Source organism: Shigella sp. SIG3 (assembly GCF_053555855.1).
Window position 1 is genome coordinate 14,288 of sequence record NZ_JBQZXE010000010.1, and the last position, 24,485, is coordinate 38,772.

At 52.3% G+C, this 24,485-nt stretch carries 20 protein-coding genes and 1 pseudogene; 10 read left to right on the plus strand and 11 right to left on the minus strand.

Translation table 11 applies throughout. The annotated features are described in order from the left end of the window. Positions 1 to 13 precede the first annotated feature (13 nt). A complete protein-coding gene (gene speD / locus ACUU1I_RS03930) occupies positions 14 to 808 on the plus strand; it encodes an adenosylmethionine decarboxylase (RefSeq protein WP_000734287.1) in 795 nt (264 codons plus the stop codon). A 37-nt stretch (positions 809 to 845) separates the two neighbouring features. Here the strand turns inward: speD and yacL are convergent, their stop codons facing one another. Beyond that, positions 846 to 1,208: a protein YacL gene (yacL, locus tag ACUU1I_RS03935; protein WP_005053505.1), complete on the minus strand. Its 363-nt coding sequence runs from the start codon at positions 1,206 to 1,208 to the stop codon at positions 846 to 848. A 175-nt stretch (positions 1,209 to 1,383) separates the two neighbouring features. Beyond that, positions 1,384 to 3,981, minus strand: coding sequence for a bifunctional aconitate hydratase 2/2-methylisocitrate dehydratase (gene acnB / locus ACUU1I_RS03940; protein WP_011110534.1), 2,598 nt, complete (start codon positions 3,979 to 3,981; stop codon positions 1,384 to 1,386). Positions 3,982 to 4,335: 354 nt separating this feature from the next. Between acnB and ACUU1I_RS03945 the strand changes: the two genes are divergently transcribed. Beyond that, positions 4,336 to 6,189, plus strand: coding sequence for a DUF3300 domain-containing protein (locus ACUU1I_RS03945; protein WP_000784430.1), 1,854 nt, complete (start codon positions 4,336 to 4,338; stop codon positions 6,187 to 6,189). Between the two features lie 70 nt (positions 6,190 to 6,259). Here the strand turns inward: ACUU1I_RS03945 and lpdA are convergent, their stop codons facing one another. The 4 genes from lpdA to pdhR form a co-directional block, all read right to left on the minus strand. After that, positions 6,260 to 7,690 carry a dihydrolipoyl dehydrogenase gene (gene lpdA / locus ACUU1I_RS03950; protein WP_005066017.1) on the minus strand — a complete coding sequence of 477 codons (1,431 nt, stop codon included), beginning with the start codon at positions 7,688 to 7,690 and terminating at the stop codon, positions 6,260 to 6,262. 324 nt (positions 7,691 to 8,014) lie between these two features. Further along, entirely contained in the window at positions 8,015 to 9,907 is a 1,893-nt protein-coding gene (aceF, locus tag ACUU1I_RS03955; RefSeq protein ID WP_000963557.1) for a pyruvate dehydrogenase complex dihydrolipoyllysine-residue acetyltransferase, read from the minus strand. Positions 9,908 to 9,921: 14 nt separating this feature from the next. Next, positions 9,922 to 12,585, minus strand: a complete 2,664-nt coding sequence (gene aceE, locus ACUU1I_RS03960; RefSeq protein ID WP_000003825.1) for a pyruvate dehydrogenase (acetyl-transferring), homodimeric type — start codon at positions 12,583 to 12,585, stop codon at positions 9,922 to 9,924. A gap of 160 nt (positions 12,586 to 12,745) precedes the next feature. Next, positions 12,746 to 13,510, minus strand: a complete 765-nt coding sequence (gene pdhR, locus ACUU1I_RS03965; RefSeq protein WP_000331776.1) for a pyruvate dehydrogenase complex transcriptional repressor PdhR — start codon at positions 13,508 to 13,510, stop codon at positions 12,746 to 12,748. Between the two features lie 540 nt (positions 13,511 to 14,050). Between pdhR and aroP the strand changes: the two genes are divergently transcribed. After that, the gene (aroP, locus tag ACUU1I_RS03970) at positions 14,051 to 15,424 is read left to right on the plus strand and encodes an aromatic amino acid transporter AroP (RefSeq protein WP_000969912.1); all 1,374 of its coding nucleotides are present in this window, start codon (positions 14,051 to 14,053) and stop codon (positions 15,422 to 15,424) included. Between the two features lie 42 nt (positions 15,425 to 15,466). Here the strand turns inward: aroP and ampE are convergent, their stop codons facing one another. Next, a complete protein-coding gene (gene ampE, locus ACUU1I_RS03975) occupies positions 15,467 to 16,321 on the minus strand; it encodes a beta-lactamase regulator AmpE (RefSeq protein WP_000172005.1) in 855 nt (284 codons plus the stop codon). Next, on the minus strand, positions 16,318 to 16,869 hold the full coding sequence (gene ampD, locus ACUU1I_RS03980; RefSeq protein WP_000923711.1) for a 1,6-anhydro-N-acetylmuramyl-L-alanine amidase AmpD: 552 nt from the start codon (positions 16,867 to 16,869) through the stop codon (positions 16,318 to 16,320). The genes ampE and ampD overlap by 4 nt, the downstream gene beginning before the upstream one ends. Positions 16,870 to 16,956: 87 nt before the next feature. Here ampD and nadC point away from each other — a divergent pair, with 87 nt between their 5' ends. From nadC to hofC, 4 genes are all read left to right on the plus strand, one after another. Next, entirely contained in the window at positions 16,957 to 17,850 is an 894-nt protein-coding gene (gene nadC / locus ACUU1I_RS03985; RefSeq protein ID WP_001135166.1) for a carboxylating nicotinate-nucleotide diphosphorylase, read from the plus strand. 202 nt (positions 17,851 to 18,052) lie between these two features. After that, entirely contained in the window at positions 18,053 to 18,493 is a 441-nt protein-coding gene (ppdD, locus tag ACUU1I_RS03990; RefSeq protein WP_000360900.1) for a prepilin peptidase-dependent pilin, read from the plus strand. 9 nt (positions 18,494 to 18,502) lie between these two features. Then, entirely contained in the window at positions 18,503 to 19,888 is a 1,386-nt protein-coding gene (gene gspE, locus ACUU1I_RS03995; protein ID WP_001025208.1) for a type II secretion system protein GspE, read from the plus strand. Beyond that, positions 19,878 to 21,080, plus strand: a complete 1,203-nt coding sequence (hofC, locus tag ACUU1I_RS04000) for a protein transport protein HofC (protein ID WP_000157258.1) — start codon at positions 19,878 to 19,880, stop codon at positions 21,078 to 21,080. Before gspE ends, hofC begins: the two co-directional genes overlap by 11 nt. A 34-nt stretch (positions 21,081 to 21,114) precedes the next feature. On the opposite strand, the gene guaC is transcribed toward hofC, so the two are convergent. Together guaC and ACUU1I_RS04010 are read right to left on the minus strand one after the other, a co-directional pair. Next, positions 21,115 to 22,158 carry a GMP reductase gene (guaC, locus tag ACUU1I_RS04005; RefSeq protein WP_001217322.1) on the minus strand — a complete coding sequence of 348 codons (1,044 nt, stop codon included), beginning with the start codon at positions 22,156 to 22,158 and terminating at the stop codon, positions 21,115 to 21,117. A 161-nt stretch (positions 22,159 to 22,319) separates the two neighbouring features. Then, a pseudogene (locus ACUU1I_RS04010) lies at positions 22,320 to 22,358 on the minus strand (hypothetical protein). A gap of 24 nt (positions 22,359 to 22,382) precedes the next feature. On the opposite strand from ACUU1I_RS04010, the gene coaE reads away from it, so the two are divergent. From coaE to yacG, 3 genes are read left to right on the plus strand one after another with little or no spacing between them, the layout of a single operon-like run. After that, entirely contained in the window at positions 22,383 to 23,003 is a 621-nt protein-coding gene (gene coaE, locus ACUU1I_RS04015; RefSeq protein WP_000540595.1) for a dephospho-CoA kinase, read from the plus strand. Further along, a complete protein-coding gene (gene zapD, locus ACUU1I_RS04020; protein WP_001194737.1) occupies positions 23,003 to 23,746 on the plus strand; it encodes a cell division protein ZapD in 744 nt (247 codons plus the stop codon). Before coaE ends, zapD begins: the two co-directional genes overlap by 1 nt. Positions 23,747 to 23,755: 9 nt before the next feature. Further along, on the plus strand, positions 23,756 to 23,953 hold the full coding sequence (gene yacG, locus ACUU1I_RS04025; protein WP_000005042.1) for a DNA gyrase inhibitor YacG: 198 nt from the start codon (positions 23,756 to 23,758) through the stop codon (positions 23,951 to 23,953). Positions 23,954 to 24,052: 99 nt separating this feature from the next. On the opposite strand, the gene mutT is transcribed toward yacG, so the two are convergent. Then, positions 24,053 to 24,442 carry an 8-oxo-dGTP diphosphatase MutT gene (gene mutT / locus ACUU1I_RS04030; RefSeq protein ID WP_000736027.1) on the minus strand — a complete coding sequence of 130 codons (390 nt, stop codon included), beginning with the start codon at positions 24,440 to 24,442 and terminating at the stop codon, positions 24,053 to 24,055. Positions 24,443 to 24,485 lie beyond the last annotated feature (43 nt).

A 24,485-nucleotide genomic window follows, 5' to 3' on the forward strand; every position in this document is an offset into this window, starting at 1 on the left:
AGAAGATAAGAAATTGAAAAAACTGAAACTGCATGGCTTTAATAATCTGACCAAAAGTCTGAGTTTTTGTATTTACGATATCTGCTACGCCAAAACTGCCGAAGAGCGCGACGGTTATATTGCTTATATCGATGAACTCTATAATGCCAACCGTCTGACCGAAATCCTGTCAGAAACCTGTTCCATTATCGGGGCCAATATTCTTAACATCGCCCGCCAGGATTACGAACCACAGGGTGCCAGCGTCACTATTCTGGTGAGTGAAGAACCGGTTGACCCGAAACTCATCGACAAAACAGAACACCCCGGCCCACTGCCAGAAACGGTGGTTGCTCATCTCGATAAAAGTCATATTTGCGTACATACCTACCCGGAAAGTCATCCTGAAGGCGGTTTATGTACCTTCCGCGCCGATATTGAAGTCTCTACCTGCGGCGTGATTTCTCCGCTGAAGGCGCTGAATTACCTGATCCACCAGCTTGAGTCCGATATCGTAACCATTGATTATCGCGTGCGCGGTTTTACTCGCGACATTAACGGTATGAAGCACTTTATCGACCATGAGATTAATTCGATTCAGAACTTTATGTCTGACGATATGAAGGCGCTGTATGACATGGTGGATGTAAACGTCTATCAGGAAAATATCTTCCATACCAAGATGTTGCTTAAAGAGTTCGACCTTAAGCACTACATGTTCCACACCAAACCGGAAGATTTAACCGACAGCGAGCGCCAGGAAATTACCGCTGCGCTGTGGAAAGAAATGCGCGAGATTTATTACGGGCGCAATATGCCAGCTGTTTAACGGCTCTGGCGGAGCTCCCAGGCTCCGCCAGATTTATTTACTTCTGCTGCACGAAATTGCGGTAAGCCGCCACGACCTGCAGAAAATCCTCAACGCCGCATAGCGACAGGCTTTCTTCGTCGTAGTAGTTCATCCCCTCTTCCATTTCATCGCCAGCGAATTCCAGTTGATTGGCGCGAACCATCACCTCTTCAGCGTCCATCCACAGGGTGTATTCATGCCCTGCCCGTTGCCAGGACCGTTCGCTACCTTTCAGTGCGTGCGCTGCTTGTTCCACTTCATCAAGCAAGGCCAGGTTTTCTTTCACCTCTTCATTAAACCAGTGCCCGACCACTTCATGCCCCATGGACATACGCACCTTTACCACTCCGGTAATATCGCGCAGAAATTCGTAATCCATAGTGTGTTCCTCTGCTCCCGGCAATGCGCCGAAATCGCATCGCGCCATTGATGTAATTATCGCAGCCTTACCGGAGAAAAACAGCGGAACGGCGATGGTTTAGAAATAAAAAATGCCCGGGAATCTCATTCACCGGGCATTGGTGTCGTTTATGCGCAGCGCGTGCGCTTACTTATTACACCGCAGTCTGGAAAATCACCCCATCGGCTTTTTCGGTGTACTGAGAAAGCTGGTTGAAGTTCAGATAACGATAAGTATCAACGGCAGTTTTATCTACTTGCGCAACGTAGGTCTGGTACTCTTCCGGCGTCGGCAGTTTGCCAATCAGCGCCGCAACAGCCGCCAGTTCTGCAGAAGCCAGGAAGACATTCGCGCCAGTACCCAAACGGTTCGGGAAGTTACGGGTAGAGGTGGAAACCACCGTCGCACCGTCTGCTACACGCGCCTGGTTACCCATACACAGGGAACAGCCCGGGATCTCGATACGAGCCCCGCTCTTACCGAAGACGCTGTAGTAGCCTTCTTCCGTCAGTTGCGCGGCGTCCATACGGGTTGGCGGTGCCACCCACAGGCGGGTCGGCAACTGACCTTTGTGCGCATCCAGCAGTTTACCAGCGGCACGGAAGTGACCGATGTTAGTCATGCAAGAACCGATAAATACTTCGTCGATCTTCTCGCCCTGTACCGCAGACAGCGGACGTGCGTCATCCGGATCGTTCGGAGCACACAGGATTGGCTCTTTAATCTCCGCCAGATCGATGTCGATCACTGCCGCGTATTCCGCATCTGCATCGGCTTCCAGCAGCTCAGGATTCGCCAGCCATTTTTCCATGCCCTGAATACGGCGTTCCAAGGTACGACGATCGCCGTAACCTTCCGCGATCATCCACTTCAGCAGGACGATGTTGGAGCTCAGGTATTCGATGATCGGTTCTTTGTTCAGCTTGATAGTACAACCAGCGGCAGAACGCTCGGCGGACGCATCGGTTAGCTCAAAGGCCTGCTCAACTTTCAGATCCGGCAGACCTTCAATTTCCAGAATGCGACCAGAGAAGATGTTTTTCTTGCCTTTCTTCTCAACGGTCAGCAGACCTTGTTTGATCGCATACAGCGGAATGGCGTGTACCAGATCGCGCAGGGTGATGCCCGGCTGCATTTTGCCTTTGAAGCGCACCAGAACGGATTCCGGCATATCCAGCGGCATTACGCCAGTTGCGGCAGCAAACGCCACCAGACCAGAACCCGCCGGGAAAGAGATACCGATCGGGAAACGGGTATGGGAGTCACCACCGGTACCGACGGTATCCGGCAGCAGCATACGGTTCAGCCAGGAGTGAATGACGCCGTCACCCGGACGCAGCGACACACCGCCACGGTTCATAATGAAGTCCGGCAGCGTGTGGTGCGTGTTCACGTCAACTGGCTTCGGATACGCCGCGGTGTGGCAGAAAGACTGCATCACCAGGTCAGCCGAGAAGCCCAGGCACGCCAGGTCTTTCAGTTCATCACGGGTCATCGGGCCGGTGGTGTCCTGAGAGCCTACAGAAGTCATTTTCGGTTCGCAGTACGCGCCCGGACGAATGCCTTTCACGCCACAGGCACGGCCTACCATTTTCTGCGCCAGCGAGAAGCCGCGATCGCTCTCAGCGACATCTTTCGCCTGACGGAACACATCACTGTGCGGCAGACCAAGTGCTTCACGAGCTTTGGTGGTCAGGCCACGCCCGATAATCAGCGGAATACGGCCGCCAGCACGCACTTCATCAATCAGCACGTCGGTTTTCAGTTCGAAGGTCGCCAGCAGTTCGCCTGTTTCGTGGTTACGCACTTCACCTTTGTACGGGTAAACGTCAATCACGTCGCCCATGTTCAGGTTAGAGACGTTGACTTCGATTGGCAGTGCACCCGCGTCTTCCATCGTGTTAAAGAAGATGGGTGCAATTTTACCGCCGAGGCACAAACCACCGCCGCGTTTGTTCGGCACATGTGGAATATCATCGCCCATAAACCACAGAACGGAGTTCGTGGCGGATTTACGCGATGAACCCGTACCCACAACGTCACCGACGTACGCCAGCGGGAAACCTTTCTGTTGCAGAGCTTCAATCTGTTTGATCGGGCCAACAACACCTGGCTGGTCTGGCTCAATACCTTCACGGGCGTTTTTCAGCATCGCCAGCGCGTGCAGTGGGATATCCGGGCGTGACCACGCATCCGGTGCCGGAGAAAGGTCATCGGTGTTGGTTTCGCCAGTGACTTTAAAGACGGTAACGGTCAGTTTTTCAGCCAGCGCCGGGCGATTCAGGAACCATTCGGCATCCGCCCAGGACTGCATTACCTGCTTCGCATATTCGTTGCCTGCTTTCGCTTTCTCTTCTACGTCATAGAAGTTATCGAACATCAGCAGCGTGTGAGAAAGTGCTTTGGCAGCAATAGGTGCCAGTTTGGCATCATCCAGCGCGTCGATCAGCGGATGAATGTTGTAACCACCCTGCATGGTGCCCAGCAGTTCGATAGCTTTTTCCGGAGTCAGCAGAGGGGATTTAGCTTCGCCTTTAGCGATAGCAGCCAGGAAGCCTGCTTTTACATAGGCGGCTTCATCGACGCCTGGGGGAACACGGTTGGTTAACAGATCTAACAGGAATTCTTCTTCGCCCGCGGGCGGGTTTTTCAGCAGCTCTACAAGCGCGGCCATTTGGTTTGCATCCAGGGGTTTGGGCGCAATCCCCTCAGCGGCACGCTCAGCTACGTGCTTACGGTATTCTTCTAGCACGACGGTTCTCCTCGCTCTCATTGTCATAGTGCGGCAGGCGATTCTCTTCACGCTCCTGTGAGACAGCAGTTTGTAGGGTAAATGCCCAGTACCGCAACGGGCAGAATAGCAGGATTTTGACGACGTGTTAATCTGTTTACAAAAAAGCAACATAAAAAAGTGGCTGAATCGTTAAGGATGGTCTAGAGATTGTTTCCCTCCGTAAAAACTTCGTTAATTCGCATGGTGATAATCACCTTTCTCAACGAATCCCAAGATTAGTCAAAATTTAAACTACCGCCTCTTTATACTCGGATTCACAGCACCTGCGGGTGGCAGTTCGCCGACCATTGCGATTTCCTTGAGATCCGAATTATGAAAATGACTTTGCCGTTTAAACCCCATGTGCTGGCGCTAATTTGCAGTGCCGGGCTTTGTGCTGCCTCTGCCGGGCTATATATAAAAAGCCGCACAGTGGAAGCGCCTGTAGAACCGCAATCGACACAACTGGCTGTGTCTGACGCTGCCGCTGTTACGCTTCCTGCAACGGTTTCCGCACCTCCCGTAATACCCGCAGTCGTCAAATCCGCATTCAGCACTGCACAAATAGATCAATGGGTCGCACCCGTCGCGCTGTATCCCGACGCCCTACTTTCGCAGGTGCTGATGGCATCAACCTATCCGACAAACGTTGCTCAAGCAGTGCAATGGTCGCACGATAATCCACTTAAACAAGGCGATGCTGCTATTCAGGCGGTATCTGACCAGCCGTGGGACGCCAGCGTTAAATCACTGGTGGCCTTTCCACAATTGATGGCATTGATGGGCGAAAACCCGCAATGGGTGCAAAACCTGGGCGATGCTTTTCTGGCGCAGCCGCAGGACGTGATGGACTCGGTACAGCGATTGCGGCAACTGGCGCAACAAACCGGCTCGCTGAAGTCATCAACCGAACAGAAAGTTATTACCACAACGAAGAAAGCTGTACCGGTAAAACAGACAGTCACGGCACCCGTCATACCATCCAATACCGTTTTAACTGCCAACCCCGTCATTACAGAGCCGGCAACAACCGTCATTTCCATTGAGCCCGCCAATCCTGATGTGGTCTATATTCCCAACTACAACCCAACCGTGGTTTACGGGAACTGGGCCAATACTGCGTATCCGCCGGTTTATCTGCCACCACCAGCCGGAGAACCGTTTGTTGACAGCTTTGTGCGCGGATTCGGCTATAGCATGGGCGTTGCTACCACGTACGCACTATTCAGCAGCATCGACTGGGATGACGACGATCATGACCATCATCATCATGACGATGATGATTATCATCACCACGATGGCGGTCATCGTGACAGTAATGGCTGGCAACACAACGGCGACAACATCAATATCGACGTCAACAATTTCAACAGTATCACCGGTGAGCATCTTACTGATAAGAATATGGCATGGCGGCACAATCCAAACTACCGTAATGGTGTGCCCTATCATGATCAGGATATGGCAAAGCGGTTTCATCAAACCGATGTCAACGGCGGAATGAGTGCCACGCAGCTACCTGCTCCAACACGCGACAGCCAGCGTCAGGCGACAGCAAGTCAGTTTCAGCAACGAACACACGCCGCCCCCGTCATTACACGAGATACCCAACGTCAGGCAGCGGCACAGCGGTTTAATGAAGCTGAACACTATGGGAGCTATGACGACTTCCGCGACTTCAGCCGTCGCCAACCACTGACCCAGCAGCAAAAGGACGCCGCTCGTCAGCGTTATCAGTCGGCCTCTCCTGAGCAGCGCCAGGCAGTCCGCGAGAAAATGCAGACTAACCCGCAGATCCAGCAGCGAAGGGAGGCAGCGCGCCAGCGTATTCAGTCCGCCTCGCCTGAGCAGCGCCAGGCGGTTCGCGAGAAAATGCAGACTAACCCGCAGAACCAGCAGCGAAGAGAGGCAGCGCGTGAGCGTATTCAGTCTGCAACTCCCGAACAGCGCCAGGTGTTTAAGGAAAAAGTACAGCAGCGCCCACTGAACCAACAGCAACGTGATAACGCCCGCCAGCGTATACAATCGGCATCACCTGAACAACGTCAGGTTTTTCGGGAGAAAGTTCAGGAGAGCCGCCCACAACGTCTAAACGACAGTAACCATACTGTCAGGCTGAATAACGAGCAACGGTCAACAGTACGCGAACGTCTCTCTGAACGTGGAGCAAGAAGACTGGAAAGGTAAATTGCAGACGTAAAAAAAGCGGCGTGGTTAGCCGCTTTTTTAATTGCCGGATGTTCCGGCAAACGAAAAATTACTTCTTCTTCGCTTTCGGGTTCGGGTTCGGCAGGTCGGTAATGCTACCTTCGAACACTTCTGCCGCCAGGCCCACAGACTCGTGCAGAGTCGGGTGCGCGTGGATGGTCAGTGCGATGTCTTCAGCATCACAACCCATTTCGATTGCCAGCCCGATTTCACCCAGCAGCTCGCCGCCGTTGGTACCAACAATCGCACCACCGATCACGCGGTGAGATTCTTTGTCGAAAATCAGCTTGGTCATACCGTCTGCGCAGTCAGAAGCGATAGCACGACCAGAAGCAGCCCACGGGAAGGTGGCGGTTTCATAGCTGATGCCTTTCTCTTTCGCTTCTTTCTCAGTCAGACCTACCCATGCAACTTCTGGTTCGGTATAGGCGATGGACGGGATAACTTTCGGATCGAAGTAGTGTTTCTTACCGGCGATAACTTCAGCGGCAACGTGACCTTCGTGAACACCTTTGTGTGCCAGCATCGGCTGACCGACGATATCGCCGATAGCAAAGATGTGCGGTACGTTGGTACGCAGCTGTTTGTCAACGCGGATGAAACCACGGTCGTCAACTTCCACGCCAGCTTTGCCTGCGTCGAGGTTTTTACCGTTCGGCACACGACCAATCGCTACCAGCACGGCGTCGTAACGCTGCGGTTCAGCTGGTGCTTTTTTGCCTTCCATCGTCACATAAATACCGTCTTCTTTCGCTTCAACGGCGGTAACTTTGGTTTCCAGCATCAGGTTGAATTTCTTGCTGATACGCTTGGTGAAGACTTTAACGATGTCTTTGTCAGCTGCCGGGATAACCTGGTCGAACATTTCAACCACGTCAATCTGTGAACCCAGCGCGTGGTAAACGGTGCCCATTTCCAGACCGATGATACCGCCACCCATTACCAGCAGGCGTTCTGGCACTTCTTTCAGTTCCAGCGCGTCAGTGGAGTCCCAGATACGCGGATCTTCATGCGGAATAAACGGCAGTTGGATCGGGCGAGAACCCGCTGCAATGATCGCATTGTCGAAGTTGATCACGGTTTTGCCGTTCTCACCTTCAACTTCCAGGGTGTTAGCCCCGGTGAATTTACCCAGACCGTTGACCACTTTGACTTTGCGGCCTTTCGCCATACCAGCCAGACCACCGGTCAGCTGATTGATCACTTTCTCTTTCCAGGTACGAATCTTGTCAATATCGGTTTTCGGTTCGCCGAAGACGATACCGTGTTCAGCCAGCGCTTTGGCTTCTTCGATAACTTTTGCTACGTGCAGCAGTGCTTTAGAAGGGATACAGCCGACGTTCAGGCAAACACCGCCAAGGGTGTTGTAACGTTCTACGATTACGGTTTCCAGACCTAAATCAGCGCAACGGAAGGCAGCGGAGTAACCTGCGGGGCCTGCCCCAAGTACCACGACCTGAGTTTTGATTTCAGTACTCATCATGACCTCTATATATTTATCTCCGGCGGTCATACCCGTCGTCTTTCAGGCCGCAGCGGCGTTAGCTTCACGCCCTCACCCCAGTCACTTACTTATGTAAGCTCCTGGGGATTCTGGCGCTTGCTACCTTGCTGCACCCAGAAATCCATAGGGTATGTGAAGTAATACCCTAACCACCACCGGGTCGTTCTATCCGTCGGTATTTTACAAAATTGTTAACAATTTTTAAACAACAAACGGCAACCGATTTGTCTATTCGCTAATAACCTCAATACATTCATGAGATTACCAGAAAAAAGCCGGCCGTTGGGCCGGCTCTTTTACTTACATCACCAGACGGCGAATGTCAGACAGCGTGTTGTTAATGATGGTAATGAAACGGGCACCATCAGCACCGTCGATCACGCGGTGGTCGAAGGAGAGAGAAATCGGCAGCATCAGACGCGGCACGAACTCTTTACCATTCCACACCGGCTCCATCGCGGACTTGGAAACGCCGAGGATAGCCACTTCCGGCGCGTTCACAATCGGCGCGAAGTGGGTAGTACCCAGGCCGCCGATGCTGGAGATGGTGAAGCAACCGCCCTGCATTTCGCCCGCAGTCAGCTTACCGTCACGCGCTTTCTTAGAAATAGTCATCAGCTCGCGAGACAGCTCGATGATGCCTTTCTTGTTGACGTCTTTGAATACCGGAACAACCAGACCGTTCGGGGTATCCACCGCCACACCGATGTTGATGTATTTCTTCAGGGTCAGACGCTGACCGTCTTCCGACAGCGAACTATTGAAGCGAGGCATCTGCTCAAGAGCTGCAGCAACGGCTTTCATGATGAAGACAACCGGGGTGATCTTCACATCCAGCTTACGTTTCGCCGCTTCTTCGTTCTGCTGTTTACGGAACGCTTCCAGCTCGGTGATATCGGTTTTGTCGAAGTGGGTAACATGCGGGATCATCACCCAGTTACGGCTCAGGTTAGCACCAGAAATTTTCTGGATACGGCCCAGTTCCACTTCTTCGATTTCGCCAAACTTGCTGAAGTCCACCTTCGGCCACGGCAGCATGCCAGGGATACCACCGCCAGTCGCCGCCGGAGCTGCTTCTGCACGTTTGATAGCTTCTTTCACGTAAGCCTGAACGTCTTCGCGCAGGATACGACCTTTACGGCCAGTGCCCTTCACTTTCGCCAGGTTAACGCCAAACTCGCGTGCCAGACGGCGGATCAGCGGGGTCGCGTGAACGTAAGCGTCGTTTTCAGCAAATTCAGATTTGCCTTCCGCTTTCGCAGCCGGAGCTGCTGCCGGAGCTTCAGCTTTTGCTGCCGGAGCCGGCGCTGCCGCTTCCTGTTTCGCAGGAGCTGCCGCAGGTGCTGCGCCTTCAACTTCGAAGATCATAATCAGCGAACCAGTTTTCACTTTATCGCCAACGTTGACTTTCAGTTCCTTCACGACGCCTGCAAACGGAGCCGGAACTTCCATAGAAGCTTTATCGCCTTCTACGGTAATCAGTGACTGTTCAGCGGCAACTTTGTCGCCCACTTTCACCATCACTTCGGTCACTTCAACTTCGTCACCGCCGATATCCGGAACGTTAACTTCTTTCACGCCAGCTGCTGGTGCGGGGGTCGCTGCCGGAGTCGCTTCCTGTTTAGCCGCCGGAGCTGCCGCGCCTGCTTCACCCGCGACTTCGAAGACCATAATCAGCGAGCCGGTAGACACTTTGTCACCCACGTTCACTTTGATCTCTTTCACGGTACCTGCAAACGGAGCCGGAACTTCCATAGAAGCCTTGTCGCCTTCTACGGTGATCAGCGACTGTTCAGCTTCAACTTTATCGCCAACTTTCACCAGGATTTCGGTCACTTCAACTTCGTCGCTGCCGATATCCGGAACGTTAACGTCTTTTGCCGCCGCAGCCGCGGGTGCTGCTACCGGAGCTGCTTCTTTCTTCTCTTCTGCCTGAGCAGGTGCAGCGTCTGCTGCACCGTCGGCGGAATCGAAAATCATAATCAGTGCGCCGGTCTGGGTTTTATCGCCAACAGAGACTTTGATCTCTTTAACGATACCCGCCTGCGGAGATGGAACTTCCATAGAGGCTTTGTCGCCTTCTACGGTGATCAGCGACTGTTCGGCTTCAACTTTGTCGCCCACTTTGACCAGGATCTCGGTGATTTCAACTTCATCAGCCCCGATGTCCGGTACTTTGATTTCGATAGCCATTATTCTTTTACCTCTTACGCCAGACGCGGGTTAACTTTATCTGCATCGATGTTGAATTTGGCGATTGCGTCAGCAACCACTTTCTTATCGATTTCGCCACGTTTAGCCAGTTCGCCCAGCGCCGCAACCACGACATAAGAAGCATCAACTTCGAAGTGGTGACGCAGGTTCTCACGGCTGTCGGAACGACCGAAGCCATCAGTACCCAGTACGCGATAGTCGTCAGCCGGTACGTAAGTACGGACCTGCTCAGCGAACAGTTTCATATAGTCGGTAGATGCCACTGCCGGCGCGTCGTTCATCACCTGAGCGATATACGGAACGCGCGGAGTTTCCAGCGGATGCAGCATGTTCCAGCGTTCACAATCCTGACCATCACGCGCCAGCTCGGTGAAGGAGGTCACGCTATAAACGTCAGAACCTACGCCGTAATCTTTCGCCAGGATCTCTGCCGCTTCACGGACGTGACGCAGGATGGAACCGGAGCCCAGCAGCTGAACTTTACCTTTGCTACCTTCAATGGTTTCGAGTTTGTAGATACCTTTACGGATACCTTCCTCAGCACCTTCCGGCATTGCCGGCATGTGGTAGTTTTCGTTCAGCGTAGTGATGTAGTAGTAAACGTTCTCTTGTTTTTCACCGTACATACGCTCCAGACCGTCATGCATAATGACAGCAACTTCGTAAGCGTAAGCCGGGTCGTAAGAGATACAGTTCGGGATAGTCAGCGACTGAATGTGGCTGTGACCATCTTCGTGCTGCAGACCTTCACCGTTCAGGGTGGTACGACCGGAAGTACCGCCGATCAGGAAGCCACGCGCTTGCTGGTCTCCAGCCGCCCAGCACAGATCGCCGATACGCTGGAAGCCGAACATCGAGTAATAGATGTAGAATGGGATCATCGGCAGATTGTTCGTGCTGTAAGAGGTCGCCGCTGCCAGCCAGGAACACCCTGCGCCCAGCTCGTTGATCCCTTCCTGCAGAATCTGACCTTTCTCGTCTTCTTTATAGTAAGCAACCTGCTCGCGGTCCTGCGGGGTGTACTGCTGACCGTTCGGGCTGTAAATACCAATCTGACGGAACAGACCTTCCATACCGAAAGTACGCGCTTCGTCGGCGATGATCGGTACCAGACGATCTTTGATCGACTTGTTCTTCAGCATCACGTTCAGAGCACGAACGAAAGCGATAGTGGTAGAGAGCTCTTTGCTCTGCTCTTCCAGCAGCGCGCCGAAGTCTTGCAGGCTCGGCAGCTCAAGCTTCTCGGTGAAGTTCGGCTGACGGCTTGGCAGATAACCGTGCAGTTTCTGACGCTGAGCGTGCAGATAGGTATGCTCTTCAGAACCTTCCGGGAAGGTGATGTACGGCAGTTTTTCGATATCTGCATCAGACACCGGCACATTGAAACGGTCGCGGATGTGACGCACGCCGTCCATGTTCATTTTCTTAACCTGGTGCGCGATGTTTTTACCTTCAGCCGCGTCGCCCATGCCGTAACCTTTAATGGTATGAGCAAGGATTACTGTCGCTTTGCCTTTGGTTTCCTGCGCTTTCTTGAATGCAGCGTAGATTTTCTTCGGATCGTGACCACCACGGTTCAGTGCCCAGATCTGCTCGTCAGTCCAGTCTGCAACCAGTGCTGCGGTTTCAGGATATTTACCGAAGAAGTGTTCACGAACGTACGCACCATCTTTCGATTTGAAGGTCTGGTAGTCGCCGTCAACGGTTTCGTTCATCAGCTGGATCAGTTTACCGCTGGTATCTTTACGCAGCAGTTCATCCCAACGGCTACCCCACATCACTTTGATCACGTTCCAGCCAGCACCTTCGAAGATGCCTTCCAGTTCGTTGATGATCTTGCCGTTACCGGTGACCGGGCCGTCAAGACGCTGCAGGTTACAGTTGATAACGAAAACCAGGTTATCCAGTTTTTCACGGGTAGCGATGGTGATCGCACCTTTGGATTCCGGTTCGTCCATTTCACCGTCGCCGAGGAACGCGTAAACGGTCTGTTTAGAGGTATCTTTCAGGCCACGGTGTTCCAGATATTTCAGGAATTTAGCCTGGTAAATAGCACCAATCGGACCCAGACCCATAGATACGGTCGGGAACTGCCAGAATTCCGGCATCAGTTTCGGGTGCGGATAGGAAGAGAGGCCATTGCCGTGAACTTCCTGACGGAAGTTATCCAGCTGCTCCTGAGTCAGACGACCTTCCAGGAAAGCACGGGCGTAAACGCCCGGGGAGATGTGGCCCTGGAAGTAAACCAGGTCGCCGCCATCCTGCTCGTTGCGTGCACGGAAGAAGTGGTTAAAGCACACATCATAAATGGTTGCGGAAGACTGGAAGGACGCCATGTGGCCGCCCAGTTCGAGGTCTTTTTTCGACGCACGCAGCACCGTCATGATGGCGTTCCAGCGGATAGCTGAACGAATACGGCGTTCCAGTTCCAGATTACCCGGATACTCCGGTTGTTCTTCAACGGGGATGGTGTTGATGTAGTTGCTGATACCTGTGCCTGCGGCTACGTTTACACCGCCTTTGCGGGCTTCAGCAAGCAGTTGGTCGATCAGATACTGAGCACGCTCAACACCTTCTTCACGGATGACCGATTCGATCGCCTGGAGCCAGTCGCGAGTTTCGATCGGATCCACGTCATTTGGGAAACGTTCTGACATGGGTTATTCCTTATCTATCTAATAACGTTGAGTTTTCTGGAACCTGTCCCATTGAACTCTCGCCAGAAAGCTCAATAAGACAGGTTCTACGTTTAGTTACCGCGCTTTTATATGCGCTTGATTTACAACATCTTCTGGATAATTTTTACCAGAAAAATCACTAATTCTTTCGTTGCTCCAGACGACGCAGAGAACGCTCACGGCGGCTCTCTTCACGGCTTCTGTCGAGCAAAATTTCTTCGATAAAGGCCAGATGGCGATGCGATGCTTCGCGCGCTTCTTCCGGCTTACCGGCCATAATCGCTTCAAATATGCGGGTGCGGTGACTACTCACCAGCGGCAGCATCTCGCGACGCGAATAGAGCAATTCGAAGTTCTGGCGGACATTCTGGGCCAACATCGGCTCCATACACCTTAGCAGATGAAGCAGAACCACATTGTGGGCCGCTTCGGTGACGGCAATCTGATACTGGAGTACGGCGTTTGATTCCGCGTCCAGATCGCCAGACTGCTGCGCCAGCTCTATGGCGTGGTGGAGTTCACGGATGCGTTCCTTGTCTTCATCGGTACTACGCAGCGCGGCGTAATAAGCGGCGATACCTTCCAGGGCGTGTCGTGTTTCGAGCAAGTCATACTGTGATTCAGGATGGTCGGAGAGCAGCTCCACCAGCGGATCGCTGAAGCTTTGCCATAGGCTGCTCTGGACAAAAGTGCCGCCACCCTGGCGACGAAGCAACAAGCCCTTCGCTTCGAGACGTTGAATCGCCTCACGCAAGGAGGGACGGGAGACGTCGAACTGTTTTGCCAGTTCGCGTTCCGGTGGGAGTTTTTCGCCCGGGCGGAGAGTGCCTTCGAGGATCAAAAACTCCAGTTGCTGCTCAATCACATCGGAGAGTTTTGGTTGGCGGATTTTGCTGTAGGCCATGAGTTCCTGTCTTAAGCCACTTGCCGAAGTCAATTGGTCTTACCAATTTCATGTCTGTGACGCTAAAGTAACAAAGTATTCACCTTATGTCCATACAGGTTTTGATTGAAATCATGAAACTGTGCACATTTTAACAACTTGACATATATAACGTTTCAAAGTTGTAACTATGCACAAATGTAGACTTTACGTAGGAAAGGGATTTTTTAACGATTATTAAACTATAAAAATCCGAATTGAACCGATTCACTTACCAATTTTTTGATTTTTAAGTCAATAAAAACGAATTTAAATTCACTCTGCATATTGAGAGGGGTTGAGGCTGAGCTTTACAAACGGTTTCTTTTTAAGCAACTCATCTTCAACCATGCATAAAGCGGGTGCATTCGCTGCCGCATACCATTATTCTTGATCTGACGGAAGTCTTTTTGTAACAATTCAAACTTCCTTGATGTAAATAAATCAATACAACAAACGGAATTGCAAACTTACACACGCATCACTGCGTAGATCAAAAAAACAATCACCGCACGAGGTTTCATGATGGAAGGTCAACAGCACGGCGAGCAGCTAAAGCGCGGCCTTAAAAACCGCCATATTCAGCTTATCGCGCTGGGTGGCGCGATAGGGACAGGGCTATTCCTGGGTAGCGCCTCCGTAATACAGTCCGCAGGGCCAGGGATTATCCTGGGTTACGCCATTGCTGGTTTTATCGCCTTTCTGATCATGCGTCAGCTGGGTGAAATGGTGGTCGAAGAACCTGTCGCAGGCTCCTTTAGCCACTTTGCTTATAAATACTGGGGCAGTTTTGCCGGTTTCGCCTCTGGCTGGAACTACTGGGTACTGTACGTTTTAGTTGCCATGGCAGAGCTGACTGCCGTGGGTAAATACATTCAGTTCTGGTATCCGGAAATCCCAACCTGGGTTTCTGCCGCCGTATTCTTTGTGGTGATTAACGCCATCAACCTGACCAACGTTAAAGTGTTTGGCGAGATGGAGTTCTGGTTTGCCATTATCAAAGTTATTGCGGTAGTAGCGATGATCATCTTCGGCGGCTGGCTGCTGTTCAGTGGCAACGGCGGCCCGCAGGCGAGCGTTAGCAACCTGTGGGATCAAGGTGGTTTCCTGCCGCACGGCTTCACCGGACTGGTGATGATGATGGCGATTATCATGTTCTCGTTCGGTGGTCTGGAACTGGTGGGGATCACCGCAGCAGAAGCTGATAACCCGGAGCAAAGTATCCCGAAAGCAACTAACCAGGTTATCTACCGCATCCTGATTTTCTATATTGGTTCGTTAGCCGTTCTGCTCTCACTGATGCCGTGGACCCGCGTTACCGCCGATACCAGTCCGTTTGTGCTGATCTTCCACGAGTTAGGCGATACCTTTGTGGCGAATGCGCTGAACATCGTGGTACTGACTGCGGCGCTCTCCGTGTACAACAGCTGCGTATATTGCAACAGCCGTATGCTGTTTGGTCTGGCACAACAGGGGAACGCGCCAAAAGCGCTGGCGTCTGTCGATAAACGCGGCGTACCGGTTAACACCATTCTGGTGTCTGCGCTGGTTACAGCATTGTGCGTATTGATTAACTATCTTGCTCCGGAATCCGCATTTGGCCTGTTAATGGCACTGGTGGTATCCGCACTGGTGATCAACTGGGCGATGATCAGTCTGGCGCATATGAAGTTCCGTCGCGCCAAGCAGGAACAAGGCGTGGTAACTCGCTTCCCTGCTCTGCTTTATCCGCTGGGTAACTGGATCTGCCTGCTGTTTATGGCGGCGGTACTGGTGATTATGCTGATGACCCCAGGAATGGCGATTTCGGTATACCTGATCCCGGTATGGCTGATCGTGTTAGGTATCGGCTATCTGTTTAAAGAGAAAACCGCCAAAGCCGTAAAAGCGCATTAATCTCTCTACGCCCTCACCCGTACAGGGTGAGGGCAATAATCTCTACACCAACGCCCCGTAAATCGTCAGTAGCGCAATCACCACCACGACCACGAACGAGGTTTTCTTCGCCATTGAAACCGCTGCCTTCGGCGTCTCCACCTTATCGACATGCGGTTCACGCGCCAGAGAGAACTGCGCCAGACGCGTTAATACCTGATATTGCGAAGTATGGAAATCACCCAGCGAAGCAAACCAGGCCGGTAACGCTTTCTCACCATGACCGATCAAGGCATATACCACACCCGCAAGACGAACCGGCACCCAATCCAGTACATGAAGCACTGCATCAATGCCAGACTGTAAACGATGATGCGGCGTCTGGTATCGCGCCAGCCAGTATTGCCATGCACGCAAGAACGCATACCCCATCAGCGTAACGGGTCCCCAGGTTCCCCCCACAATCAGCCAGAACAGCGGTGCAAGATAAAAACGAAAGTTAATCCACAGCAATGCATTTTGCAGCTCACGCAAATACTCACGTTCGTCGCAGCCTGCCGGGACGCCGTGAATCATGGTGAGTTCGCCAGCCATCGTGGCACGGGCATGGCTATCATTACGTGAAGCAGCTGTCAGATAAGCATGATAATGAAGACGAACTTTACCTGCGCCAATACACAGCAAACCAATCAGCAGCCACACCAGCAGCGTGGGAACGTTGAACAATACTCCCTGCAATGCGCGTAACAGTAAAAAAGTCACACCCATCGCAATAATGGTCATGCCTAACGTGCGCCCGAGAGAAAAATGTTTCACCCGCCGAAAGAACGCTTCAAGACGATGATCAAGCTGCCAGTGCTCGCCCAACTTAAACAGGCGCTCGAAAATTAACACCAGTAAGGTTGTAAATAGCGTCATGTTGTCTCCTTGCTGACCAGCGCACGAAACCGTGCCCAATCAAATGCAGGACCGGGATCGGTTTTCCGATCCGGCGCAATATCACAATGGCCCGTCATGTTATTAGCGATATCGGGATAGCGATCTATCAGTGCCCGCGTAACCGCCGCAAGCTGTTGATACTGCGCATCGGTATACGCCAGAGTATCGGTGCCTTCAAGCTCAATCCCAATAGAAAAATCATTGCAGCGTTCACGCCCCTGATACTGAGAGACTCCCGCATGCCAGGCACGTTTATCGAAAGGAACATACTGGACTATTTCACCATCACGGCGAATCAAACAGTGAGCGGAGACGCGCAAATGGGCGATCTCAGCAAAGAAAGGATGTGCCTGCGGATCAATAGTTCCAGTGAATAATGCGTCGATCCACGGACCGCCAAACTCGCCTGGCGGCAGGCTAATATTGTGCACCACCAGCAGGGTGGGTGTTTCGTCATCCAGGCGGCAATCGTAATGTGGTGAGGGAACGCGGCGCGCGCCAACCAGCCACCCCTGTTCTAACAACATGCAGGATCTCCTTATATGTGGTGCTAATACCCGGTTCAGAGTAGCATGTTTCTACCTTATGATTCGTTAGCTATCTGGAGTTTTAACATGCCGCCTCGCCGCTACAACCCTGACACCCGACGTGACGAGCTGCTGGAACGCATTAATCTCGATATCCCCGGCGCGGTGGCCCAGGCGCTGCGGGAAGATTTAGGCGGAACAGTCGATGCCAACAATGACATTACGGCAAAACTTTTACCGGAAAATTCTCGCTCTCATGCCACGGTGATCACCCGCGAGAATGGCGTATTTTGTGGCAAACGCTGGGTTGAAGAGGTGTTTATTCAACTGGCAGGCGACGATGTCACCATAATCTGGCATGTGGATGACGGCGATGTCATCAACGCCAATCAACCCTTGTTCGAACTTGAAGGCCCATCCCGCGTGCTGTTAACGGGCGAACGCACTGCGCTTAATTTTGTGCAAACCCTTTCAGGAGTTGCCAGTAAGGTACGCCACTATGTCGAATTACTGGAAGGCACCAACACGCAGTTGTTGGATACGCGCAAAACCTTACCTGGCCTGCGTTCAGCTCTGAAATACGCGGTACTTTGCGGCGGCGGAGCGAATCACCGTCTGGGGCTTTCTGATGCCTTCCTGATCAAAGAAAACCATATTATTGCCTCCGGCTCAGTGCGCCAGGCGGTCGAAAAAGCGTCCTGGCTGCATCCGGATGCGCCAGTAGAAGTCGAAGTAGAGAATCTGGAAGAACTTGATGAGGCCCTGAAAGCCGGAGCCGATATCATCATGCTGGATAACTTCGAAACAGAACAGATGCGCGAAGCCGTCAAACGCACCAACGACAAGGCGCTACTGGAAGTGTCTGGCAACGTCACTGACAAAACACTGCGCGAATTTGCCGAAACGGGCGTGGACTTTATCTCCGTCGGTGCGCTAACTAAACACGTACAAGCACTCGACCTTTCAATGCGTTTTCGCTAATTGCTGACAGATTTATCCGCTCCATCGCGGGCGGATAATCTCCCCTTCCCCAACTTTCTTCGTAACGCCTCGCAAATTTCTTGTCTTTCGCTGCAACGAAATAAAAAACCTCGGAATCTGCTTTCCCGTTTCGTTTTTTGCCCCTCGCCTGTGCTGATGGCGTTTGCCAAAGTAGCACCAACCAAATCAAGGAGCGAAACAGATGGACAAGCAACGCGGTTTTACACTTATCGAACTGATGGTGGTTATTGGCATCATTGCCATTTTAAGCGCCATTGGTATTCCCGCTTATCAAAACTACCTGCGCAAAGCCGCACTCACCGACATGCTACAAACCTTTGTGCCTTACCGTACCGCCGTAGAGTTGTGCGCGCTGGAACATGGTGGATTAGATACCTGCGACGGTGGCAGCAATGGCATTCCCTCGCCTACCACCACCCGCTATGTTTCAGCCATGAGTGTGGCAAAGGGCGTGGTGTCGCTGACCGGGCAAGAAAGTCTCAATGGGCTAAGCGTCGTCATGACGCCAGGTTGGGATAACGCAAACGGCGTCACCGGCTGGGCGCGCAACTGCAATATTCAAAGTGACAGCGCATTGCAGCAAGCCTGCGAAGATGTCTTCCGCTTTGATGACGCCAACTAAGGAGCGGCAATGAATATTCCACAGCTCACGGCCCTGTGCCTGCGTTATCAGGGAGTCTTGCTGGATGCCAGCGAAGAAGTGGTTCATGTTGCGGTGGTCGATGCCCCCTCACATGAGTTGCTGGACGCATTGCATTTCGCTACCACCAAACGTATTGAGATCACCTGCTGGACGCGCCAACAAATGGAAGGTCACGCCAGTCGCACACAACAGACATTGCCCGTAGCTGTTCAGGAGAAGCATCAGCCCAAAGCAGAGTTGCTGACTCGAACGTTACAATCTGCGCTGGAACAACGCGCGTCTGATATTCATATCGAACCAGCGGACAATGCCTACCGCATCCGCTTGCGTATCGACGGCGTATTGCATCCTTTACCGGATGTTTCACCGGATGCCGGAGTCGCATTAACAGCCAGATTAAAAGTGCTGGGAAACCTGGATATTGCGGAACATCGCCTGCCGCAGGACGGGCAATTCACTGTCGAACTGGCAGGAAACACCGTCTCATTTCGTATTGCGACCTTACCATGTCGGGGTGGTGAAAAGGTGGTATTAAGGTTGTTACAGCAGGTGAGCCAGGCACTGGATGTTAACACGCTGGGAATGCAGCCGTTACAACTGGCGGACTTTGCTCATGCCTTGCAACAACCACAGGGACTGGTGCTGGTAACTGGCCCTACAGGCAGCGGCAAAACGGTCACGCTTTATAGTGCCCTGCAAACGCTGAATACCGCTGACATTAATATTTGTAGCGTCGAAGATCCGGTTGAGATCCCCATAGCCGGACTAAACCAGACGCAAATCCATCCGCGTGCCGGGCTCACCTTTCAGGGTGTTTTGCGTGCGTTATTGCGCCAGGATCCTGACGTCATCATGATCGGAGAGATCCGCGATGGCGAAACGGCAGAAATTGCCATTAAAGCCGTGCAAACCGGTCACCTGGTGTTGTCCACGCTACACACCAATTCCACCACTGAAACGCTGGTACGTTTACAGCAAATGGGGGTTGCCCGCTGGATGCTATCATCGGCGCTTACGCTGGTAATAGCCCAGCGTCTGGTACGTAAACTTTGCCCACATTGTCGCCGACAGCAAGGGGAGCCCATCCATATTCCAGACACTGTATGGCCGTCGCCGCTGCCCCACTGGCAGGCACCCGGTTGTGTACATTGCTACCACGGTTTTTATGGTCGTACCGCCTTGTTTGAAGTCCTGCCCATTACACCAGCCATACGCCAGCTTATTTCCGCTAATACTGAAGTTGAATCGCTGGAAACGCACGCCCGACAGGCGGGTATGCGTACGCTTTTTGAAAACGGCTGCCTGGCCGTGGAGCAAGGCTTAACCACCTTTGAAGAGTTAATCCGCGTACTGGGGATGCCGCATGGCAAGTAAGCAACTCTGGCGCTGGCATGGCATAACCGGCGACGGCAATGCGCAAGATGGGATGCTATGGGCAGAGAGCCGTACTTTACTGCTTATGGCACTACAGCAACAGATGGTTACCCCACTAAGCCTGAAGCGAATCGCCATCAATTCTGCGCAGTGGCGAGGAGATAAAAGCGCGGAAGTCATTCATCAACTGGCGACGCTACTTAAAGCCGGGTTAACGCTTTCTGAAGGGCTGGCTCTGCTGGCGGAACAGCATCCCAGTAAACAATGGCAAGCGTTGCTGCAATCGCTGGCGCACGATCTCGAACAGGGCATTGCTTTTTCCAATGCCTTATTACCCTGGTCAGAGGCATTTCCGCCGCTCTATCAGGCGATGATCCGCACGGGTGAACTGACCGGTAAGCTGGATGAATGCTGCTTTGAACTGGCGCGTCAGCAAAAATCCCAGCGTCAGTTGACCGACAAAGTGAAATCAGCGTTGCGTTATCCCATCATCATTTTAGCGATGGCAATCATGGTGGTTGTGGCAATGCTGCATTTTGTTCTGCCGGAGTTTGCCGCTATCTATAAGACCTTCAACACCCCACTACCGGCACTAACGCAGGGGATCATGACGCTGGCAGACTTTAGTGGCGAATGGGGCTGGCTGCTGGTGTTGTTCGGCTTTCTGCTGGCGATAGCCAATAAGTTGCTGATGCGCCGCCCGACCTGGCTTATCGCGCGGCAGAAATTGCTGTTACGCATCCCGATTATGGGTTCACTGATGAGGGGACAAAAACTCACGCAGATCTTTACGATTCTGGCGCTGACACAAAGTGCAGGCATTACTTTTTTACAGGGCGTAGAGAGCGTCAGAGAAACAATGCGCTGCCCGTACTGGGTGCAACTTCTGACACAAATCCAGCACGATATCAGTAACGGTCATCCCATCTGGCTGGCGCTAAAAAATGCCGGTGAGTTTAGCCCGCTCTGTTTGCAATTAGTGAGAACAGGAGAGGCATCCGGCTCGCTGGACCTCATGTTAGACAACCTCGCCCATCATCATCGGGATAACACAATGGCGCTGGCGGATAACCTCGCAGCCTTACTGGAACCGGCGTTGCTGATCATAACGGGAGGAATTATCGGTACGCTGGTGGTGGCAATGTATCTGCCAATTTTCCATTTAGGCGATGCGATGAGTGGGATGGGATAACGCTGGCGTGTTGCTCCACGCCAGCGTTGGGAGATTACAGGTTGTTGAAGATGCGGTTTTCTTGTTCCAGCACACGAATAAACGTGGTGCGCTTGGTCAGCTCTTTCAGGCGTGAAGCCCCAACGTATGTACAAGCTGAACGCAGGCCGCCCAAAATATCACGCGCGGTATTTTCAACCGGGCCTCGCAGCGGCAGCTTGACGGTTTTACCTTCTGCTGCGCGGTATTCCGCAACGCCGCCAACGTGACGTTTCATCGCAGACTCGGAGCTCATGCCGTAGAACAGCATAAATTTCTCGCCGTTCTCCTCAACGATGCGACCGCCGCTCTCTTCGTGGCCCGCCAGCATGCCGCCAAGCATGACGAAATCGGCACCGCCGCCAAAGGCTTTCGCCACATCGCCCGGCGTGGTACAGCCACCGTCGCTGACGATCATTCCGCCCAGACCGTGCGCCGCATCGGCACATTCGATTACCGCAGAAAGCTGCGGATAACCGACGCCTGTTTTGACGCGAGTTGTACAAACAGAACCTGGGCCAATGCCAACTTTAACGATATCAGCACCGGAGAGGATAAGCTCCTCACACATTTCACCAGTCACTACGTTGCCAGCACAAATGGTTTTGGTCGGCCACGCTTCACGCGCTTTCGCAACGAACTGCACGAAGTGTTCGGAATAACCATTCGCCACATCAATACAAACGAAGTTTAATGCCGGGTTCAGGTCGAGAATCTGTTTAGTTTTTTCGAAATCCGCATCAGACGTGCCGGTAGAAACCATCACATGTTTCAGCACATCAGCGGAAGAATTGTTGATAAACGCTTGCCACTCTTCGACAGAAAAGTGTTTATGCACAGCAGTCAGAATATCAAAAGAAGCCAGCGCAGAGGCCATAGAAAATGTGCCTACGGTGTCCATATTTGCGGCGATAATCGGCACGCCGGACCAGCTCTGACCTGAATGTTTGAAGGTGAATTGACGTTCCAGTTCAACATCGGAACGGCTTTTAAGAGTGGAGCGTTTAGGGCGGATGAGAACGTCTTTAAAACCTAACTTCAGATCTTCTTCAATACGCATGTGCGGATTCCTGGGGTTAATGGCTATAAGGGTAAGAGCGCAACTCCAGTGACGCTATCATACGCACTAATCAATGCGGCGCAAGACTGCGAAATTGTCTTTTTTTACGCTACAATCCCATAAATTTACCTGGTAAATAGTGAGCGAACGTTTCATCAATTTCACTTTCGCGCGCTCATTTTTAACGTTTTGATAATCATGATGAATTCCCGGGAATATAAATTATGGGGTATATAGTTGCCTTAACGGGAGGCATTGGCAGTGGTAAGAGTACCGTTGCCAATGCGTTTGCTGATCTCGGAATTAACGTCATTGATGCCGATATTATTGCGCGTCAGGTGGTTGAACCAGGTGCACCTGCGCTACATGCCATTGCTGATCACTTTGGCGAAAACATGATTGCTGCTGATGGAACATTGCAGCGCCGGGCCTTGCGCGAGCGGATCTTCGCCAACCCGGAAGAGAAAAACTGGCTTAACGACCTGCTGCATCCGCTGATTCAGCAAGAGACGCAACACCAGATCCAGCAAGCAACTTCCCCCTATGTACTGTGGGTTGTGCCATTGCTGATAGAAAACTCACTGTATAAAAAAGCGAATCGAGTGCTGGTGGTGGATGTCAGCCCAGAAACGCAACTTAAGCGCACCATGCAGCGCGATGATGTAACTCGCGAACATGTCGAACAAATCCTTGCTGCTCAGGCAACGCGCGAAGCCCGCCTTGCCGTGGCAGATGACGTCATTGATAATAACGGCGCACCGGATGCTATCGCATCGGATGTTGCCCGCCTGCACGCACACTATTTGCAGCTTGCGTCGCAGTTTGTCTCACAGGAAAAACCGTAATGCAGACCCAGGTCCTTTTTGAACATCCACTAAATGAAAAAATGCGTACATGGCTGCGCATTGAGTTTTTGATTCAGCAACTCACCGTTAATTTACCCATCGTTGACCACGCTGGCGCGCTGCATTTCTTCCGTAATGTCAGTGAATTACTGGATGTTTTCGAGCGCGGCGAAGTCCGCACTGAGCTGTTGAAAGAACTTAACCGGCAGCAACGTAAACTCCAGACCTGGATTGGCGTGCCTGGCGTGGACCAGAGCCGTATTGAAGCATTAATTCAGCAGTTAAAAGCGGCGGGGAGCGTATTAATTTCCGCGCCGCGTATCGGGCAATTTCTGCGTGAAGATCGTTTGATTGCTCTGGTGCGTCAGCGACTGAGCATCCCAGGCGGCTGTTGCAGCTTTGATTTACCTACATTGCACATTTGGCTGCATCTACCCCAGGCGCAGCGCGACAGCCAGGTAGAAACCTGGATTGCCAGCCTGAACCCGCTCACCCAGGCACTTACCATGGTGCTGGATTTAATTCGCCAGTCGGCCCCCTTCCGTAAACAAACCAGCCTGAATGGTTTTTATCAGGATAACGGTGGCGATGCCGACTTGCTGCGCCTGAATCTGTCGCTCGATTCACAGCTTTATCCGCAAATTTCCGGACATAAGAGCCGTTTTGCCATTCGTTTTATGCCGCTGGACACTGAAAACGGACAGGTACCGGAACGTCTGGATTTCGAACTGGCCTGTTGCTAAGGAGTAAAAATGTCAGAAACTATTACGGTGAATTGCCCAACCTGCGGGAAAACGGTGGTGTGGGGTGAAATCAGCCCGTTTCGGCCATTTTGCTCCAAACGTTGTCAGCTGATCGACCTCGGAGAATGGGCTGCTGAAGAAAAACGAATCCCCAGCAGTGGCGATCTTTCCGAAAGCGATGACTGGAGCGAAGAGCCAAAGCAGTGACATTTGTCTGATGCCTCACGTAGGCCTGATAAGACGCGGACAGCGTCGCATCAGGCATCTTGTGCAAATGTCGGATGCGGCGTGAACGCCTTATCCGACCTACAGACGCTTAAGCTTCGCAATTACCGGTTCATTGGCTGGCGGAAAATCATCGGCATTAAGACCGACCAGCGACATCCACTCACCGGGTTGCCCTTCTTTACCCCACGGCACCCCTTCCCAACTTTCGACCAGCCAGAACCACAGAGTTATATGCCTGTCCGGGAATTCATATTCCAGTTTTTCAAATAGCGAAAAATGTTGTGGGGTAATCCCGACCTCTTCCTGAAGTTCACGCACCACCGCCTGTTCCGGCGTTTCGCCCATTTCAATTTTACCGCCGGGAAACTCCAGTTTATTCGCCATGTGCGCATCTGCTGCGCGACGTGTTATAAAGATTTCATTGTTCTCGTTGCGAATAATACCTACCGCAATTTGCAGCTTTTTCATTGTCTTAAACCTATAAAAAAGGCGCAGAATCCTGCGCCTTTTA